17 protein-coding genes are annotated in these 15,383 nt (G+C 62.4%); 7 read left to right on the forward strand and 10 right to left on the reverse strand.

From position 1 onward, the window contains the following. The first annotated feature begins 37 nt into the window (after window positions 1–37). The 3 genes from metK (at window position 38) to ESB00_RS07940 (ending at window position 3,148) form a co-directional block, all read left to right on the forward strand. Window positions 38–1,213 (forward strand): methionine adenosyltransferase, encoded by a 1,176-nt coding sequence (gene metK, locus ESB00_RS07930; protein WP_129047168.1) that lies wholly within the window; start codon window positions 38–40, stop codon window positions 1,211–1,213. Window positions 1,214–1,231: 18 nt separating this feature from the next. Continuing rightward, window positions 1,232–2,662 (forward strand): adenosylhomocysteinase, encoded by a 1,431-nt coding sequence (gene ahcY, locus ESB00_RS07935; protein ID WP_129047169.1) that lies wholly within the window; start codon window positions 1,232–1,234, stop codon window positions 2,660–2,662. A gap of 123 nt (window positions 2,663–2,785) precedes the next feature. After that, a complete protein-coding gene (locus tag ESB00_RS07940; protein WP_129047170.1) occupies window positions 2,786–3,148 on the forward strand; it encodes a cupin domain-containing protein in 363 nt (120 codons plus the stop codon). 59 nt (window positions 3,149–3,207) lie between these two features. Here the strand turns inward: ESB00_RS07940 and ESB00_RS07945 are convergent, their stop codons facing one another. The 5 genes from ESB00_RS07945 to ESB00_RS07965 all read right to left on the reverse strand — a co-directional run bounded on the left by ESB00_RS07945 (window position 3,208) and on the right by ESB00_RS07965 (window position 6,699). Continuing rightward, complete coding sequence (locus ESB00_RS07945) at window positions 3,208–3,945, reverse strand: ABC transporter ATP-binding protein (protein WP_218938703.1); 738 nt, start codon at window positions 3,943–3,945, stop codon at window positions 3,208–3,210. 92 nt (window positions 3,946–4,037) lie between these two features. Further along, window positions 4,038–4,274 carry a hypothetical protein gene (locus ESB00_RS07950; protein ID WP_246026430.1) on the reverse strand — a complete coding sequence of 79 codons (237 nt, stop codon included), beginning with the start codon at window positions 4,272–4,274 and terminating at the stop codon, window positions 4,038–4,040. 65 nt (window positions 4,275–4,339) lie between these two features. Next, window positions 4,340–4,780, reverse strand: coding sequence for a DUF420 domain-containing protein (locus tag ESB00_RS07955; RefSeq protein WP_129047173.1), 441 nt, complete (start codon window positions 4,778–4,780; stop codon window positions 4,340–4,342). A 3-nt stretch (window positions 4,781–4,783) separates the two neighbouring features. Then, the gene (gene cyoE, locus ESB00_RS07960; protein WP_129047174.1) at window positions 4,784–5,740 is read right to left on the reverse strand and encodes a heme o synthase; all 957 of its coding nucleotides are present in this window, start codon (window positions 5,738–5,740) and stop codon (window positions 4,784–4,786) included. Then, window positions 5,737–6,699: a COX15/CtaA family protein gene (locus ESB00_RS07965; protein ID WP_129047175.1), complete on the reverse strand. Its 963-nt coding sequence runs from the start codon at window positions 6,697–6,699 to the stop codon at window positions 5,737–5,739. Before ESB00_RS07965 ends, cyoE begins: the two co-directional genes overlap by 4 nt. A 131-nt stretch (window positions 6,700–6,830) precedes the next feature. Here ESB00_RS07965 and ESB00_RS07970 point away from each other — a divergent pair, with 131 nt between their 5' ends. From ESB00_RS07970 to ESB00_RS07980, 3 genes are all read left to right on the forward strand, one after another. Continuing rightward, on the forward strand, window positions 6,831–7,715 hold the full coding sequence (locus ESB00_RS07970) for an SCO family protein (protein WP_164976093.1): 885 nt from the start codon (window positions 6,831–6,833) through the stop codon (window positions 7,713–7,715). After that, the gene (locus ESB00_RS07975; protein ID WP_129047177.1) at window positions 7,712–8,608 is read left to right on the forward strand and encodes a hypothetical protein; all 897 of its coding nucleotides are present in this window, start codon (window positions 7,712–7,714) and stop codon (window positions 8,606–8,608) included. The genes ESB00_RS07970 and ESB00_RS07975 overlap by 4 nt, the downstream gene beginning before the upstream one ends. A 237-nt stretch (window positions 8,609–8,845) precedes the next feature. Beyond that, entirely contained in the window at window positions 8,846–9,658 is an 813-nt protein-coding gene (locus tag ESB00_RS07980) for a VPDSG-CTERM sorting domain-containing protein (protein ID WP_129047178.1), read from the forward strand. Window positions 9,659–9,744: 86 nt separating this feature from the next. Here ESB00_RS07980 and ESB00_RS07985 read toward each other — a convergent pair whose 3' ends face one another. The 3 genes from ESB00_RS07985 to ESB00_RS07995 form a co-directional block, all read right to left on the reverse strand. Continuing rightward, window positions 9,745–10,437, reverse strand: a complete 693-nt coding sequence (locus ESB00_RS07985) for an MBL fold metallo-hydrolase (RefSeq protein WP_129047179.1) — start codon at window positions 10,435–10,437, stop codon at window positions 9,745–9,747. A gap of 38 nt (window positions 10,438–10,475) precedes the next feature. Next, entirely contained in the window at window positions 10,476–11,246 is a 771-nt protein-coding gene (locus ESB00_RS07990; RefSeq protein WP_129047180.1) for an AMP nucleosidase, read from the reverse strand. 166 nt (window positions 11,247–11,412) lie between these two features. Further along, entirely contained in the window at window positions 11,413–13,368 is a 1,956-nt protein-coding gene (locus ESB00_RS07995) for a TonB-dependent receptor (protein ID WP_164976094.1), read from the reverse strand. Window positions 13,369–13,675: 307 nt separating this feature from the next. Here ESB00_RS07995 and ESB00_RS08000 point away from each other — a divergent pair, with 307 nt between their 5' ends. Continuing rightward, window positions 13,676–14,116 carry a VanZ family protein gene (locus ESB00_RS08000; protein WP_164976095.1) on the forward strand — a complete coding sequence of 147 codons (441 nt, stop codon included), beginning with the start codon at window positions 13,676–13,678 and terminating at the stop codon, window positions 14,114–14,116. Window positions 14,117–14,173: 57 nt separating this feature from the next. On the opposite strand, the gene ESB00_RS08005 is transcribed toward ESB00_RS08000, so the two are convergent. Further along, window positions 14,174–14,668: an energy transducer TonB gene (locus tag ESB00_RS08005; protein ID WP_164976096.1), complete on the reverse strand. Its 495-nt coding sequence runs from the start codon at window positions 14,666–14,668 to the stop codon at window positions 14,174–14,176. A 159-nt stretch (window positions 14,669–14,827) separates the two neighbouring features. After that, the gene (locus tag ESB00_RS08010; RefSeq protein ID WP_129047184.1) at window positions 14,828–15,334 is read right to left on the reverse strand and encodes an energy transducer TonB; all 507 of its coding nucleotides are present in this window, start codon (window positions 15,332–15,334) and stop codon (window positions 14,828–14,830) included. Between the last annotated feature and the right edge of the window lie 49 nt (window positions 15,335–15,383).

The following is a 15,383-nucleotide window of genomic DNA, read 5'->3' on the forward strand; positions in this document are numbered from 1 at the left end:
TACTTGCTCGCCGGCGAGTTGTGCCGTTCTTTGCGTCATGGCTAATTCCTTTGTTTTCTCCTCCGAGTCCGTGGGCGAAGGCCACCCGGACAAAGTTGCCGACCTCATTTCCGACAGCGTGCTCGACGCCTGCCTCGCGCAGGACAAGCACAGCCGCGTCGCCTGCGAGACTTTGGTGAAGTCCAATGTCGCCGTCGTGGCCGGCGAGATCACGACCAAGGCGAAGGTCGATTTCGAATCCATCATCCGCAGTGCCGTGCGTGAGATTGGCTACGTGAACGACGACGACGTCTTCCACGCCGACAAGATTTTCATCAACAACTACCTCACCGGCCAGTCGCCCGACATCGCCCAGGGTGTGGACGCCAAGAAGGCCAAGGGAAAGAAGACCGCCGAGCAGGGCGCCGGCGACCAAGGCATCATGTTCGGTTACGCGTGCAATGAGACGCCCGAACTCATGCCGACCCCCATCATGTTCGCGCATCGCCTCGGCCGGAAGCTCACCGAGATCCGCAAGAGCGGCAAGGTGAAGTGGCTCCGCCCCGACGCGAAGTCCCAGGTCTCGATCCGTTATGAAAACGACACACCCGTCGAGGTGGTGAATGTCGTCATCTCGACCCAGCACGCGGCCGACGTCGAGCACGCCGAGATCGAGTCTTATCTCATCGAGAACGTCATCAAGAAGGTGATTCCGGCCCGCATGCTGAACAAGAACACGGAATACCTCATCAACCCGACTGGTCGCTTCGTCATTGGTGGCCCGCAGGGCGACACCGGTCTGACCGGCCGCAAGATCATCGTGGACACCTACGGTGGCTGGGGCCGCCACGGCGGCGGCGCCTTCTCGGGCAAGGATCCGTCGAAGGTGGACCGCTCCGCCGCCTACATGGGCCGTTGGGTCGCCAAGAACATTGTCGCCGCCGGCCTCGCCACGCACGCTGAGATCCAGTTCGCCTACGCCATCGGCCACCCGCAGCCGGTATCCGTGCGCGTTGAGACCTTTGGCACTGCCAAGCTTGGCATCTCTGACGAGCAGATCACGGCCGCTGTCCAGCAGGTCTTCAGCTTCAAGCCCGCCGACATCGTGGCGCAGCTCAACCTCCTCCGTCCGATCTACCGCCAGACGACCAACTACGGTCACTTTGGCAAGGCCGGTCTCCCGTGGGAAACCACCAACAAGGCCGCCGCTCTTCGCGCCGCCATCAAGCACTAATCCTCAACGCTCATCACCATGGCCACCGCCACCACCAGCGCTACAGTCGCGAAGGAATACAAAGTTAAGGACATCGGGCTCGCCGACTGGGGCCGCAAGGAAATCGCCGTCGCCGAGCACGAGATGCCCGGTCTGGTCTCTGTCCGCAAAAAATTCGGCCCGGGCAAGCCCCTCAAAAACGTGCGCATCACCGGCTCGCTGCACATGACGATCCAGACCGCCGTCCTCATCGAGACCCTTAAAGAGCTCGGCGCCGACGTCCGTTGGGCCTCGTGCAACATCTTCTCGACCCAGGATCATGCCGCTGCGGCCATCGCCGCTGCCGGCACTCCGGTCTTCGCCTGGAAGGGCGAGACGCTCGAGGAATACTGGGACCTCACCCTGCAGGCCGTGACCTTCCCCGGCGGCAAGGGCCCGCAACTCGTCGTGGACGACGGCGGCGACGTGACGCTCCTTATCCACAAGGGCTGCGAACTCGAAGAGGGCAGCGACTGGGTCAACACCTCTTCCGGCTCCCACGAGGAGCAGGTCATCAAGAACCTGCTTAAAAAGGTCCACAAGGAGGACCCGCTCAAGTGGACCACGATGGTAAAGGAGTGGCGCGGCGTTTCGGAGGAGACCACCACCGGCGTGCACCGCCTCTATCAGATGATGGAGAAGGGCAAGCTCCGCGTCCCCGCCATCAACGTCAACGACTCGGTCACGAAGTCGAAGTTCGACAATCTCTACGGCTGCCGCGAGTCCCTCGCCGACGGCCTCAAGCGCGCCACCGACGTCATGATCGCCGGCAAGGTCGCCTGCGTGTGCGGCTATGGCGACGTGGGCAAGGGCTCCGCGTTTTCGCTCAAGGGCTTCGGTGCCCGCGTCATCGTCACCGAGATCGACCCCATCAACGCCCTGCAGGCCGCAATGGAGGGCTTCGAGGTCAACACGATCGAGTCCACCCTCGGCACGGCCGACATCTACGTCACCACGACCGGCAACAAGGACATCATCACGCTTGAGCACATGCGCGCGATGAAGGACCAGGCCATCGTCTGCAACATCGGCCACTTCGACAATGAGATCCAGGTGGACCGCCTGAACGCCTCGGATGCCAAGCGCACCAACATCAAGCCGCAATACGACATGTATACCTTCCCCAAGGGGAACAGCATCTACATGCTCGCCGAGGGCCGCCTCGTGAACCTCGGTTGCGCCACCGGCCACCCGTCGTTCGTGATGTCCAACTCCTTCACCAACCAGACGCTCGCGCAGCTGGACCTGTGGAAGAACAAGGACACTTACAAGGTCGGCGTTTATCGCCTGCCCAAGCACCTCGACGAGGAGGTCGCCCGCCTGCACCTCGAGAAGATCGGCGCCAAGCTGACCGTCCTCTCGAAGGCTCAGGCCGAATACCTCGGCGTCCCCGTCGAGGGCCCCTACAAGCCCGAGCACTACCGCTATTAACTTCATCTCAAACGCCGCGAAGCAATTCGCGGCGTTTTTTTGTTTGGAGGGCCCAGCTCAAGCTGGGCCGCGGCACATCACGAGATGTGCCCTCCAGCTTTCGAACCGTCTGCAACATTTCCCATGGCCACCCTCATTCCCAAACCCACCGTCATCGAAGCTGCCGGCAACAAGCCCAAGCTCATTGAGGAATATTTCGGTCGCGTGAACAGCGGCACCACCAGCACCAGCATCGCCCGCATGAAAAGCCCTGGCGGTTGGGTCGAGCCCGGCCAGACTCCGGAGTTCGATGAATACACCGTCGTGATACGCGGCGAGCTTCAGGTGAGGACCAAGTCCGCTACGCTGACCGTCAAGGCCGGTCAGGCCGTGCACACCTCGAAGGGTGAATGGGTTCAATACAGCACGCCCCATCCCGACGGTGCGGAATATATCGCCGTGTGCCTTCCCGCTTTCTCTCCGACGACAGTGCATCGGGATGCATGAGGGACGGCCGGACTTTGACCGGCCGTCTGGCCGGCCTCACTGAAGTAACGTCCGTGCGCCTAGACCACGTCGTAATTACGGCGAGTCTTTACCACTTTCAACCTCGCGCCAAACAGCCGCGACAGCCGGCCTGAAGTCAGCATCTGCGCCTTCGAGCCGTCACCGACAATACGGCCGTCCTGCATCAGGATCACGCGCTCGATCTCGGGGATGACGTCGGCGATGTGATGCGTCACGAGCAGCAGGGTGCGGCCGGCGCGGGCGAGCTTGCGCAGAAGGTCCCGGAATTCGCGCACCGCGCCCGGATCGAGGCTGTTGGTCGGTTCGTCGAGCACCAGCGCTTCGGGATCATGCACAAGGGCGCGGCCGATCATGGCGCGACGCTGCTCGCCGGAGGACATTTCTGAGACGGGCCGGTGGGCGAGATGGCTGATCTCGAGAAAGCGCAGGATCCCGCGGGCGTGGCGCTCATGCGCCGGCTTCACGCGGTGGTGCGGCCAGAGGCCGAGGCTGTTGAAATAGCCGGACAGCACGAGTTCGCGGGCGGTCACCTGGCGCAGCGTGACCTCGTGGGAAAGGTTGTGAAGCTGGTCGAGGGCCACGATGCCGAAGTGGCCGCGCAGGTCGTTGATGTCCCAGTCGGCCCGGCCCAGCAGTTCGAAACGCAGACCCGGCCGGTCCACCGGGTAGATCTCGCGGGTGATCGCCTTGATCAGGGTGGACTTGCCCGATCCGTTGGGGCCGAGCAACGCCACATGTTCCCCGCGTCGAATCTGGAGGGAAAAATCACGCAGCACGAAACGATCACCGCGGGGAACCGTGAGGCTCCTGAAATCAAGAATCAGAGGTGCGGAACGACGCCCAGATGCCGCTGCCATGGCCAAGATGATTACTGCGGGCGCTTGGACTTCAGGTCGTTGAACTCCTTCGTGCTCATCAGCCGGCGCGGGAGGCGACGCTCCGCTTCGCTGAGGAGGCGATCCCACTGGTCGTCGGTGCCCTCAATGTCCTCCCAGGAGGTGTGGTGGCCGTGCTTGCGGCTGAACACGACGTTGCCGCCGTGAAAGCGGACGTTGATCTGCCATTTTTTTCCTTCGTCGTCTTTTTCCCACCAACCGAATTCCATGCCCATGGCCTAAAGAGGAGGGTGGGAACCCCGGGAGACAAGATTCAAGTGCTGGCGCCAGACGCTCAGGCCGGAGAGGCGGGCCACCACTGATAAAGGAAGAAATAAACCAACACACCCGTCACCGAAACGTAGAGCCAGATGGGAAAGGTGACTTTGGCCCAGCGTTTATGGCGTTCGAAATCGCCCTTGAGCGCCATGGCGAAGGTCTTGGGCACAAGCCAGGCGATTGCGATGGCGAGCACGATATGGGTGAAGAGCATCGTGTAGTAGATGGCGCGGATGGCCGGGCTTTCGCCGCCAAATGGCGTGTGCACTCCCTTGACGAGAATCTTGTGGGCAACGTAGCCAACCAGGAAAACCGCCGACACCGCGCCGGCCGAGAGCATCGCCGCGCGGTGCGCTTCGCGCTTACCCTGCTTGATCAGAACGAAGCCGGCCAGGATCAACACAGTGGCAGTTGCGTTTAGCGCCGCGTTGAGGGTGGGGATGTCTTGGACGGTCATGAATCAGGGCTGGTTAAAGACGGGCAGGTAGTGTCCCGACAATTTGAAGACCATGCGATCGGCGACGAGCAAAGCGAGCAGCAGGGGCAGGTAAGTGATCGAGATGCGGAAAAGCCGACGTGCCTCGGTATCACGCCGGGTTGGATCCAGAAAAACAAACGCCGAGCGCAAAAACCACAGGTCCAGCAACGCGGTGGCGGCGAAGTAATACCACGAGCAGTAGCCCAACAGGGTAGGCAGCAGGCTGGCGGCCGTCAGCAGCACGGTCCAGAAGAAGGTCCAGCGGGCGAGACCGTTGCCACTGGGGTCCACGACAGAACGCATCGGCATCCCGGCAGCGGCGTAATCGCGGCGGTAGGTCCACGCGAGGGCGAAGAAGTGCGGCATTTGCCAGGCGAACATGATGGCGAACAGGGACCAGCCAAGCCCGGGGTTGGAGCGACCGGCGGCGGCCCAACCGATGAGCGGCGGAAGCGCGCCGCTGATGGCGCCGAGCTCGGTGTTCCAGCGCGACCAGCGCTTGGCCGGCGTGTAAATGGCAAGGTAGGCCACGATCGTGCCCAGCGCGATCAGGGCGGAGGTGCCATTGACGAGCTTGAAGAGCAGCATCAGTCCCGCGATGCACAGGAGCCAGCCGACCACGAAGGCGGAGCCGGGCTGAATGACTCCGGTTGGAATCGGCCGGCCGGCGGTGCGTTGCATCTTGGCGTCGGTATCGCCCTCCATCCACATGTTCAGCGCCGCGACACCACCGGCGCACAGGGCCGTCCCGATCACGACCAGGAGTGTCCGTTGTAGGTCCCAGTAGGAATACGGCACCGCCGCCAGATAGCCGACCATCGCCGTGATCACCGACATGAAGCTCAACCGTGGCTTGGTCAGCTCAAGATAGTGTCGCCAGGTTGCGCGCGGCAGGGTGGTGTTAGCGGCTTCCGGAATCTGGTCTATGGTGCGGGTCATCGGACTGGGCGCTCAATCATGCTGCGCTGCGTGATGAACACCACGGCAAAAGTCGTGGCCAGGGTCAGGGCGCCGAAAACCACGTGACCCGTGGTCATGGTCACGCTCCGGCCGGTCCAGATGATCTTGGCACCGAGAAAAATTTGCACGGCCACGAGTGCGAGAAGCACGAAGCTGGCGGCGCGCACCAGCACATGCAGACCTTTGTCCCGCCAGAGGTAGTGGCCGTAAACCGCAATCGCCACCCCGATGAACACCGCCATCAGCCGGTGCGCCATCTGGAGCACAACGCGATAATCCCAGTAGGCCGGCAGCAGGTGGCCGTCCGGGGTTGAGAGTGGGAATGTTGGGATCACCATGCCGGCGTAGTTGTGCCGCATGGTCACGGCCACGGCGAGTTGGAGGAACAGCAGAAACAGGCAGAGTCCGCCCAGCAGGCGGACGCGACGCGAAGCCTGACCGATGGTGTCGGTCACCCACGGGCGCGAAAGTCCCGCCACGATGGCGAAGAGCACGCACACATAAACCTGCGCGAGCATGCCGTGGGGCAGACGAAGCATCTGGCCTAGGGTCATGTCAAAGCCGGGCACCCCGATGGAATCGAGCAGCACCCGCTTGCCGCCGATCAGTCCCTGGAAAATCACAATGCCCAAGGCCCACCAGCCGAGCTGGCGCAGCCAGCGCCGTTCCTCCCGGAGGTGCAGCCAGACCGCAAGGCCGATGGTCACCAGCCCCATCACGACCCCCGAAAGCCGATGCGAGTGCTCGGCAAATTTATCGATTTCGGTGAGCCAGCCCGGCGGATTGACCGACCCGTTGGAGAGGGGCCAGTCGGGAAACGCCATGCCCGCGCCGATGGTGGTGGTAAGGGCTCCCAGCGCGACGAGCACGAAAACCCATGCGCTGCCGATAGCGGCGAACCAGGCAAGGGCGGGCTTGTAGGCGTAAGTGCGGGACATCAGGAGGGGTGATGACGTGGAATCCGGCAGGTCATAGCCCGGGCCGGAAGGGCGCAAACCTTTTGACAATTCTCCGGCTTGGCAAATGGGTTGGGGGTATGCTGCCAAGGTATTCGTGCGCCGCCGTTGTCATGTTTTGCCTGCTAATGGTCGCGGCTGGGTGCGGAAAGCGACCGGACTCCGCGTCAGGATCAGCCAACACCAACGCCACGCCCGTCGCCCCCGCCGAGATCCGGCATCCGCTCAAGGGAGAGATTCTGCAGGCTGATGGCGAACGGCAGGTGCTCATCGTGACCCACGACGAGATCAAAGGCTACATGCCGGCCATGACCATGGAGTTCAAGGTGACCAAGGCCGATGTGGCCAACGCCAAGCCGGGCCAGCGCATCCGGGCCGAACTGGTCGAGCGCAACGGCGACTACTTTCTCGAGAAAATCTGGCCCGATGACACCGTGACGGTCTCGACGCTCGACGCGGCGGCCAAGGCGCTCGCGCAGGATACGGCCATTCGCGGCAAGGAGGCCTATCGGGAGATTGGTGAGAATTTGCCGGGGTTCACGCTCCTTGACCAGGAGGGCCGCACGGTTGCGGCCAACCGCTTTCGCGGCAAACGCGTGGTCCTGAACTTCATCTTCACACGCTGTCCCATCGCCACAATGTGTCCGGCGGCCACGCTCAAGATGGCCCAGCTCCAACAGGCCGCGCGCGAGGCCGGCGCCAAGGACTTCGAGCTCGTGTCGGTTTCGCTCGATCCGGAATACGACACGCCCGGGGTGCTGCGGGACTACGCCGAGGCCCGCGGTCTTGATCTGGCCAATTGGTCATTTCTCACCGGCCCCGACACGGCTGTGCGCCATCTGCTCACGCAACTCGGCGTGATCCGTGAATTCGAGGGTGCCACTATCAAGCACACGTTGGCCACCGTGCTGATCGATGAAACCGGCCGCATCATCTATCGCGCGGACGGGAGTTCCTGGCAGATTGACGATTTCGTCAAACGACTGAAAAGGACATGAGCAGCAAGCGGCGACAGATCATCCTCATCACCGCCGTGGCGGTTGCGCTCTACTTGGGCGTGCGGCTGCTGCCGGTGGGTTCGAATGTTAACCACATGGACTTCCGGTTGGAAGGGAAGGGCGCCATCGAGTTCTGCGATCCGGCCAATCCGCAGTTCATCCCGGTCGTGTCGGCGCGTTCGCCTGTGGTCATGACGCTCAAGAGTGAGCGCCCGCCGGTGCGGCATGAACCGGTGGAGTTTACGCTCACGCTGCGCACCGCCAGCGGCAAGCCCATCGGCCCGGCCGATCTTATCGTCGCGCACACGCGCAAGCTCCACCTGCTCGTTGTGGACCCGACGCTCTCCGACTACCAGCACCTGCATCCGGAGCCCGGCCGCAAGCCGGGTGAATGGAAGTTCAGTCTCACGCCGTCCCGGGCTGGCGAGTATCGCGTGTTTGCCGACTTCACACCGGCTGCGACCCAGCGCGGGCTCTACGCTGCGGCAGATTTCACGGTGCCCGGTACGGTGGCCACGGTCATCAACGCGGGCAACACGACCTGGCAGGATCTTGGTTTCCTCTTTGAACTGGAGCTGCCGGCTGTGCTCAACGCTGGCAAACCCGCCGATTTAAAGTTCCGCATCGAGAGTCAGGGCGCGAAGAAGGTGCCTGTGCCGCTCCGCCCCGTCATGGGAGCCTATGCGCACCTGGTGGCGTTTGACGAATCTCGCTCCGGTTTTGCCCATCTGCATCCGGCCGAGGCAGACTTGGCTCAGCCACCCGATTTGCTCCGCCCTGAACTAAATTTTAAGGTCACAATTCCGCAGCCCGGGCGATATGTGATCTGGGCGCAGGTGGATTTAGATGGTCGGGAGGTTTTCGCACCCTTCTGGGTCGATGTCCTGCCCTGAGATCAGATCCGCCGCCAAGATGGGTGCAGGGTAGTTACTTTGGCGCTTAGGGTTGTAAATCTATTGGGTAAAACGTCAGACTTCCTTACGGATACTTACTTGCGATAAGCATTAGAGTTGTAGCATCCTTAAAAATATGTATCCTAAGTATCATATAATAAGCTATTAAAGATAGTAGCATAAGACCGTTCATGAAATGGCAGAAATTCTGCAATAAGGGTAGATACCTATATTTACATGAAGAATAGTCTTACCCACGCTTTCCTGATTCTCGCCACTGCAGCGGTTGCTTTTGCCAATCCCTACGGCACCAACATCACGATCTCCGACAAGAATTACTCCGGCTCGGGTTGGTATTCCAACCGTGAGGATCAGGAGACGGAGACCAACCCCAACACGATCACGAGCCAGGCTTGGGATCTTGAAGGTATGTTCCTACACGGCCAGACCCTCACCCTCGTGGGTGGCTACGATTTCAAGAACGGCGTGCTCGCGAACAACAAGGTCTATCGCTCTGGTGACATATTCGTCGATATCAACGGTGATGCCAAGTATGGCCAGTCTGCGAACGGTTCTTCAGGCAAAAACGGCACCGTCGCCAATTCCTTTGGCTGGGATTATGTGCTGGATCTCAATTTCACGACGATGACCTACAACGTCATCGCCCTTACCGCGCAGAGTTTGGTGAACCGTGGCACGGACGTGGCTTCCTCCAATCCTTGGACCTACCAAAGTGGTGGCACTGCGGTGAACGGCTACCAAGGCTTGGCGATGAGTTATACGCCGAACCTGACGAATGCCTTCACCGGATTCTTGGGTGACAGCTCCAATACCACCAGCTGGTCGACGGGCACCAACGACAAGCATTATGCCCTGTCCGTTGACCTGGCCTATTTCGCCGGACAGGACGCCATGTTCCACTACACGATGGAATGCGGTAACGACAACCTGATGGGTCAGGCGCATGTCCCGGACTCCGGTTCGACCAGCCTCATGATTGGGGTCGGCCTTCTCGCCCTCGTGGGCGCTCGCCGCAAGCTGATCCGCTGAAATACAGGATCCGCTGAATTTGCAGACAGGAGTCCCCGGTGACTCCTGTCTTTTTTGTTAACTCGGTTTGCTTGAATTCGGCCCCGTTACACCGGTTCCCCGGAGAGCGCCAGCACCTGCCCACCGTCGGTGCTGAGGTAGCGACCGAGTTCGGTGCCGGGAAAGCTGCCGTAGACCCCCGGGTGGCAGCGTAGCAACCCCTCACGGGCCAGACGCACGATGCTCCGGCCGTTGGACTCGGCGTCGTTGCAAAACCAGTGTGGCCGCGACTTGTTCGGCCACACGACGCTTCCGCGCAGCAGGTCGCCAATAATGGCTTCGCCTGAAGCTAGCACCACGGAGATCGAGCCGGGGGTGTGGCCCGGAGTGGCCAAAACCTTGCCCTTCACGCCATAGGTTTCCAGCGAGATACCCTCGCGGAAAATAAGGTCGGGCTCAAAGGCTTCGAATTGCTCGTCCACAAAAGGTCGCAGCACCCGGCCGAGCGTGTCCTGCGCCGCCAGAATTCCATTGCGACCCTGCCGCACAAGCGGGCAGTCGCCGATATGCAGGGCAACCTGGGCTCCACTCCGCCGCCGCAGTTCCGCCGCGCAGCCGGCATGGTTGCTGTGTCCGTGGGTGAGCAGGATAAGGGCTAGGTCTTCGGGTTTGAGACTGACCGCCTTCAAGGCGGCGAGGATGCGCTTCAGGTCACCCGGAGCGCCTGTGTCCACCAGCACCGGTCGCTCTCCGAGCAGCAGGTAACAGTTGGAAATCGCGCCTTTGATGCGGATCAGCATGGCTGGAATCGGCTGGATCGAATGCGATCCGAGACCAATCAAAACTTCAGGTGCTTTACCGTGACGCCCTTGTTGATGAGCTGCTTCAGGGAATCGAGGCCGATGCGCAGGTGGGCGATGACGTGCTCGTCGTCCACCTTCTTGTCGCTGGCAGTTGTCTTCACGCCCTCGGGCGTCATCGGTTCGTCGGACACCAGCAGGAGCGCGCCGGTCGGCGTTTCGTTGGCAAAACCTGTCACGAAGATCGTGGCTGTTTCCATGTCCACGGCCATGGCACGGATCTTCTTCAGGTAGGCCTTGAAGGTCTTGTCGTGTTCCCAGACCCGGCGGTTGGTGGTGTAGATCGTGCCGGTCCAGTAGTCGCGTTTGTGGTCGCGGATGGTGGTGGAGATGGCTTTTTGGAGCGCAAAGGCCGGCAACGCGGGCACCTCGGGCGGGAAGTAGTCGTTGCTCGTGCCGTCGCCGCGGATGGCCGCGATGGGCAGGATCAGGTCACCGATCTTGGCGCGGTGCTTCACGCCGCCGCACTTGCCGAGGAAGAGCACGGCCTTGGGGTTGATCGCGCTGAGCAGGTCCATGACCGTGGCAGCGGTGGCGCTGCCCATGCCGAAATTGATGATCGTGATGTTGCCGGCGGTGGCGCTAAGCATCGGCTTGTGCCGGCCGTGGACCGGCACGCGGTGCCAGTTGGCGAAGAGCTCGACGTACCGGTCGAAGTTGGTGAGCAGGATGTAGCGGCCGAACTGCTTGAGCGGCACACCCGTGTAGCGCGGCAGCCAGTTCGCGACGATTTGTTGCTTGGTCTCCATGCGAGTCGTTTTGCCCGCAAAAAATTAGCCCCACCACCGAGGTTGGCGAGGCTAATTCAAACTGGAGGGGCTGTCTGGTTGGAACCTGCGATTTGCGCAGGGGCCCGGAGGGCCGGCCTCCGCAACGTCCGCAGGTCCGCGCGGACCGCGGGCTCCACCTTGATGCCTACCACCCCACGCTCAGCTCCACGCCCCAGCTGAGCGGGGCGCCGGGCGTGGCGTGGCCGACGCCAGGCGTGATGGCACTGTAATATTCTTCATCGCCGAGGTTCCGGCCAAAAATACGCACCTCGCCTCGGGCGAACGCATAACCGGCTTCGGCCTCGATGAGCGTGTAGCTCCGCTGCGCGAACATGGCCGACTCCTGTTCGTCGTAGTAGGTTGTGCCGGTCCAAGATACGCCCGCGCCCGCGAAAAAGCCGGTTCCCGGCCGGTAATCCACCCGCAACGCGCCGTTGCCGGTAGGGGCATAGGGGGCCTGGTTGCCAGAGTAGCTGGTGCCGGTGAACGGGTCGGTGAAGTCGCGCAGCTCGGCGCGGCTGACCGAAGCGGCCAACTGCACGGTCCAGTCGGCACCGGGTTTCCAAACGGACTCCAGCTCGAAGCCAAGCACGCGCGTCTCGTCGGCGTTCACCACGAGGTATTCGTCGGTGAAAGAATTGGGCACGGCGAATGAGCGTTCGATCTGGTAGCCCGTGACGCGCGAGGCGTAGGCGCGAGCCGTGTAGCTGACGTTGTTCTCCTTGTCCGTCGTGCGGTAGGCGGCCTCGGCGGTCCAGGCGCGCTGCGGGCCGAAGGCGGCAAGATCGGCGCGTCCGGTAAAGGCCGAAAAGCCGCCGGCCTTGAAGCCGCGCCCGAGCGAGAGCGTCAGGTCGGTGGTCTCGTCCAGCTTGCGGGTGGCGGCGAGGCTGGGCAGTAGAGCGGACCAGTCTTCTCCGCGTCGGATGATCGTGGAGCCGGGGATGGTTTCGATGCGCTCGAAGTCTTTCTCCGCGCGTTCGGCCCGCAGGCCGGGCTGGAGGGTCCAGCCTTCCGCCACGGTAAAATCGCCGCGACCGAAAACGGCAAGCGTATCGGCGTCGGTGGTGAAGGAGGACCGCTCAATCGGGAAACCGCTGAAGATGCGGTCGGTGGACCCGCGGGTGCGTGCGGTGGACCAGAAGGTGCCGGCCGACCAGTTCGCGGCCACGAAGCGCAGTTCCTCGGCAAAAGTGCGCTGCGTCTGGGTCATGACCGAGTCGAAATCGAATCCGCCAAAAACCACGAGCCGGTTGGAGTAGGGGGACAGCTCCCAGTTGCTATAACTCGTGGTCGAGCTGAGCGTGCCGGTTGCGAGGTCGCGGCTGAAGCCGAGGGCGGCCGCGGCGAAGTCAGTGTCAGCCCGGCCTTCCTGGCCGCGTTGCACCGCGAAGAACGGACCGCCGAGGGGCACGAGGGCTTGGGCGCCGTCGCGGGTGCGTGAGCCGAGCAGGTGGAGCGAGACCTCGGTGCCCGCAACCGGACGATGCGTGAACTTCACGCGGGCGGACAGTGATTCGCGGTCGTCCACGGTCTGGTTGAGCGTGGTGTTGCGGATGTAGCCGTCGCGCTGGCTGTAGCCGAAGCCGGCGGTCACGTCCGTGTCGGCCGTGGGTGCGCTCAGCAGCGTGGCGCTGGCGGCGAACAGCCCATGGTCACCGGCGGTGACGCTCGCTCGCGACTGGGTCCCGCTCTGCGGGCGGGCGGAGGTGAACTGGATCACGCCCGCATCGGCTGCGCGGCCGAAGAGCGTGTTGGCCTGCGGACCGCGGTGGACGGCGACGGAGGTGAAGTCAAAGAGTCCGGTCGGGAAAGTGGCGGCGGTGGCCAGCGGAATGTCGTCGAGATAGACCGGGGCCGACGAGTCGCCGAAGAACGGCGTGTTGCCCAGGCCGCGCAGGGTCGTGATCGTGCCGAAGCCGCGGGCCCCGGCGTCGCTGACCGTGAAGCCGGCCGTGCGGCGCGCGAGGTCCACCAGCCCGGCGTCGCCGTCCAGTCCGGACGGCACGTCGGTGAGTGTAACCAAAACATCCTTGGTCACGGGGCGAGCGACCTGCATGTCGGGCAGTTTTTGCACCTCCTCGGCGAGGAGACCGGCGGACAAGGCGGCGATGAGTGGAACTAGGGGGAGGACTCGGAAGGACTGGCTCTTCATGTCAGAACCGCCGAATGGGAGTCTTCGCCGGCAAAAGCGCAAGCCTCAGCTTCTCGCCCATGGCTGACAGCCAAATAGCGGCAATCTTGCTCATTCCCCTTAACCACCTCGTAAAGAATCCCGGATGTATTCCGGCGAATGTTCGTATTACGAACATTCGCCAGGGGGTGCTGGACTGGGGAGATTATGTCTTTAGGTAGCGCACTTTTTTCGCGACGGAGCTGGGGAATTGGCTCAAGTTCTGCCGCCTATGCCCATGCCCGCTGTCCGTCGCGAGACCGTCTGGCCCGTCGTTTTGGCGGCGACGATCACGATTTGCTCGGGCTATCCGGCGGCGGTGCCGGAGGCAGGCTGGTTTCAGCCCGACAAGGTCGGCCATTTTGCGGCCTACGGGGCACTGGCCACGGCGATCATCCGGCATCCTTCGCTGGTCCGTTGGCCGCTGCTGGGGTTGTGGTGGGCCTTGCCGCTGGCTTCGCTCTACGGTTTGGGCGACGAGTTCCGGCAAACCCTGAACTTTTACCGCAGCTTTGACCTCGCCGACTGGGCTGCGGATACGGCAGGGGCCGCAGTGGCCGTGGTGCTTTACCTGCGTTGGGCGTGGTATCGCCGCCTCATGGAGACGCCCGTTTGGAAAAAACGGGTCTCACCCAAGAGCAATCCGTCCGAGGCGAAATTGGCCGGGCAGATATCTTGAAGGAGTCCGAGTTTCACGGAACCGACCAACCGGTGGGCAGCACGAGATCGGCCGCCATCACTTGCTTTCCGGGAAAGCGGGCGGCGTGACGTTGGGTCCCAGCGCGCCGTAGTTGGTGGCTTCGAGGCGCAGGCGCGGTTCGCGTTCGTGATCGCGGACAGTGAACTCCTGCCGGACGACATGGGGAGCAGGATGACCGGGGGCGAGGCGCAGGCTGTAGCGGGACTTTCTGTAGAGCCGGAGGGCGAGTGCATCCACCTCGGGGGAGCCGCTGGACTCAAAGAGAGCCGCATTGCGGATCGTGCCGTCGGCATTGACGAGCACATCTACGACGGCACGGCCGTTCAGGCCCTTCATTCGGTGCCGACGGTTATCCAGCCGAAAGTAGTGCCCCGTGGTTTCGTAGCTGGGAAACTCACCCCAAATGGAGACACGGTTGGCAACGCGAACCGGCTCCTCGGAAGCGGAGGACAGCGGTTGCGGCGGTTTGAAGCTGGAACAGCCGCTCTGCATAACAAAGATCGCGAGCAGGACTATGGTGAGATTCTTCATGGGGTGTGTGCGGTGCCGGACTGGCATGTTAATGGTTGAACCGGAGAAGTCAGGCTCATGCCCGCCTGACGGTTTGCTGCTGTTACACGGCGGGAAGCCGGAATCCTTAGAAACAAATTAAACCGCAGCCGGAGGGGCACTGGGCGTCATTGCCTCAGCCTATTTGTCGGTCCAGTGCTTCGCGCCCTCGCCCATCGGCCTCGGGGTGGTGTCCTTGTTCGCGTCGCTTAGGAACCGGCTGCCCTCGGTGTGGACAACCCTGCGGGTCACGAATTCCTTCCGGACCACGTAGGGCGCCGGATCACCGGGTGAGAGGCGCAGGCTGTAGCGGGAGTTTTTGTAGAGCCGGATTGCCATCTGGTCGTAATCGTCGTCGCCGCTGCTTTCAAAGATCACAGCATCCTGGACCGTGCCGTCGGCATTTACGATCACGTCAACCACCGCCCTCCCCTTGAGTCCGACCTCATATTCCCTGCGTTGAGTGTAGAGTTTGAAATACTGTCCGCGGGGATCGTAGCTGGGAAACTCGCCGAATGCTGTGACCTTGTTTTCGGTCCGAACGGCCGGAGGCACGGTCCGTTGGGCCACCGGGGGCGGGGAACGGAAGCTGGAGCAGGCGCCGAGCAGAAGACTCAACGCGAGGAGGGGCAGGGCATGCTGTTTCATGGGGTGATGTTTAAATGGCGCTGGCCCGGCACCATTGGATTCATCCTTA

This window comes from Oleiharenicola lentus (assembly GCF_004118375.1).
Taxonomy (GTDB): Bacteria; Verrucomicrobiota; Verrucomicrobiia; order Opitutales; family Opitutaceae; genus Lacunisphaera; species Lacunisphaera lenta.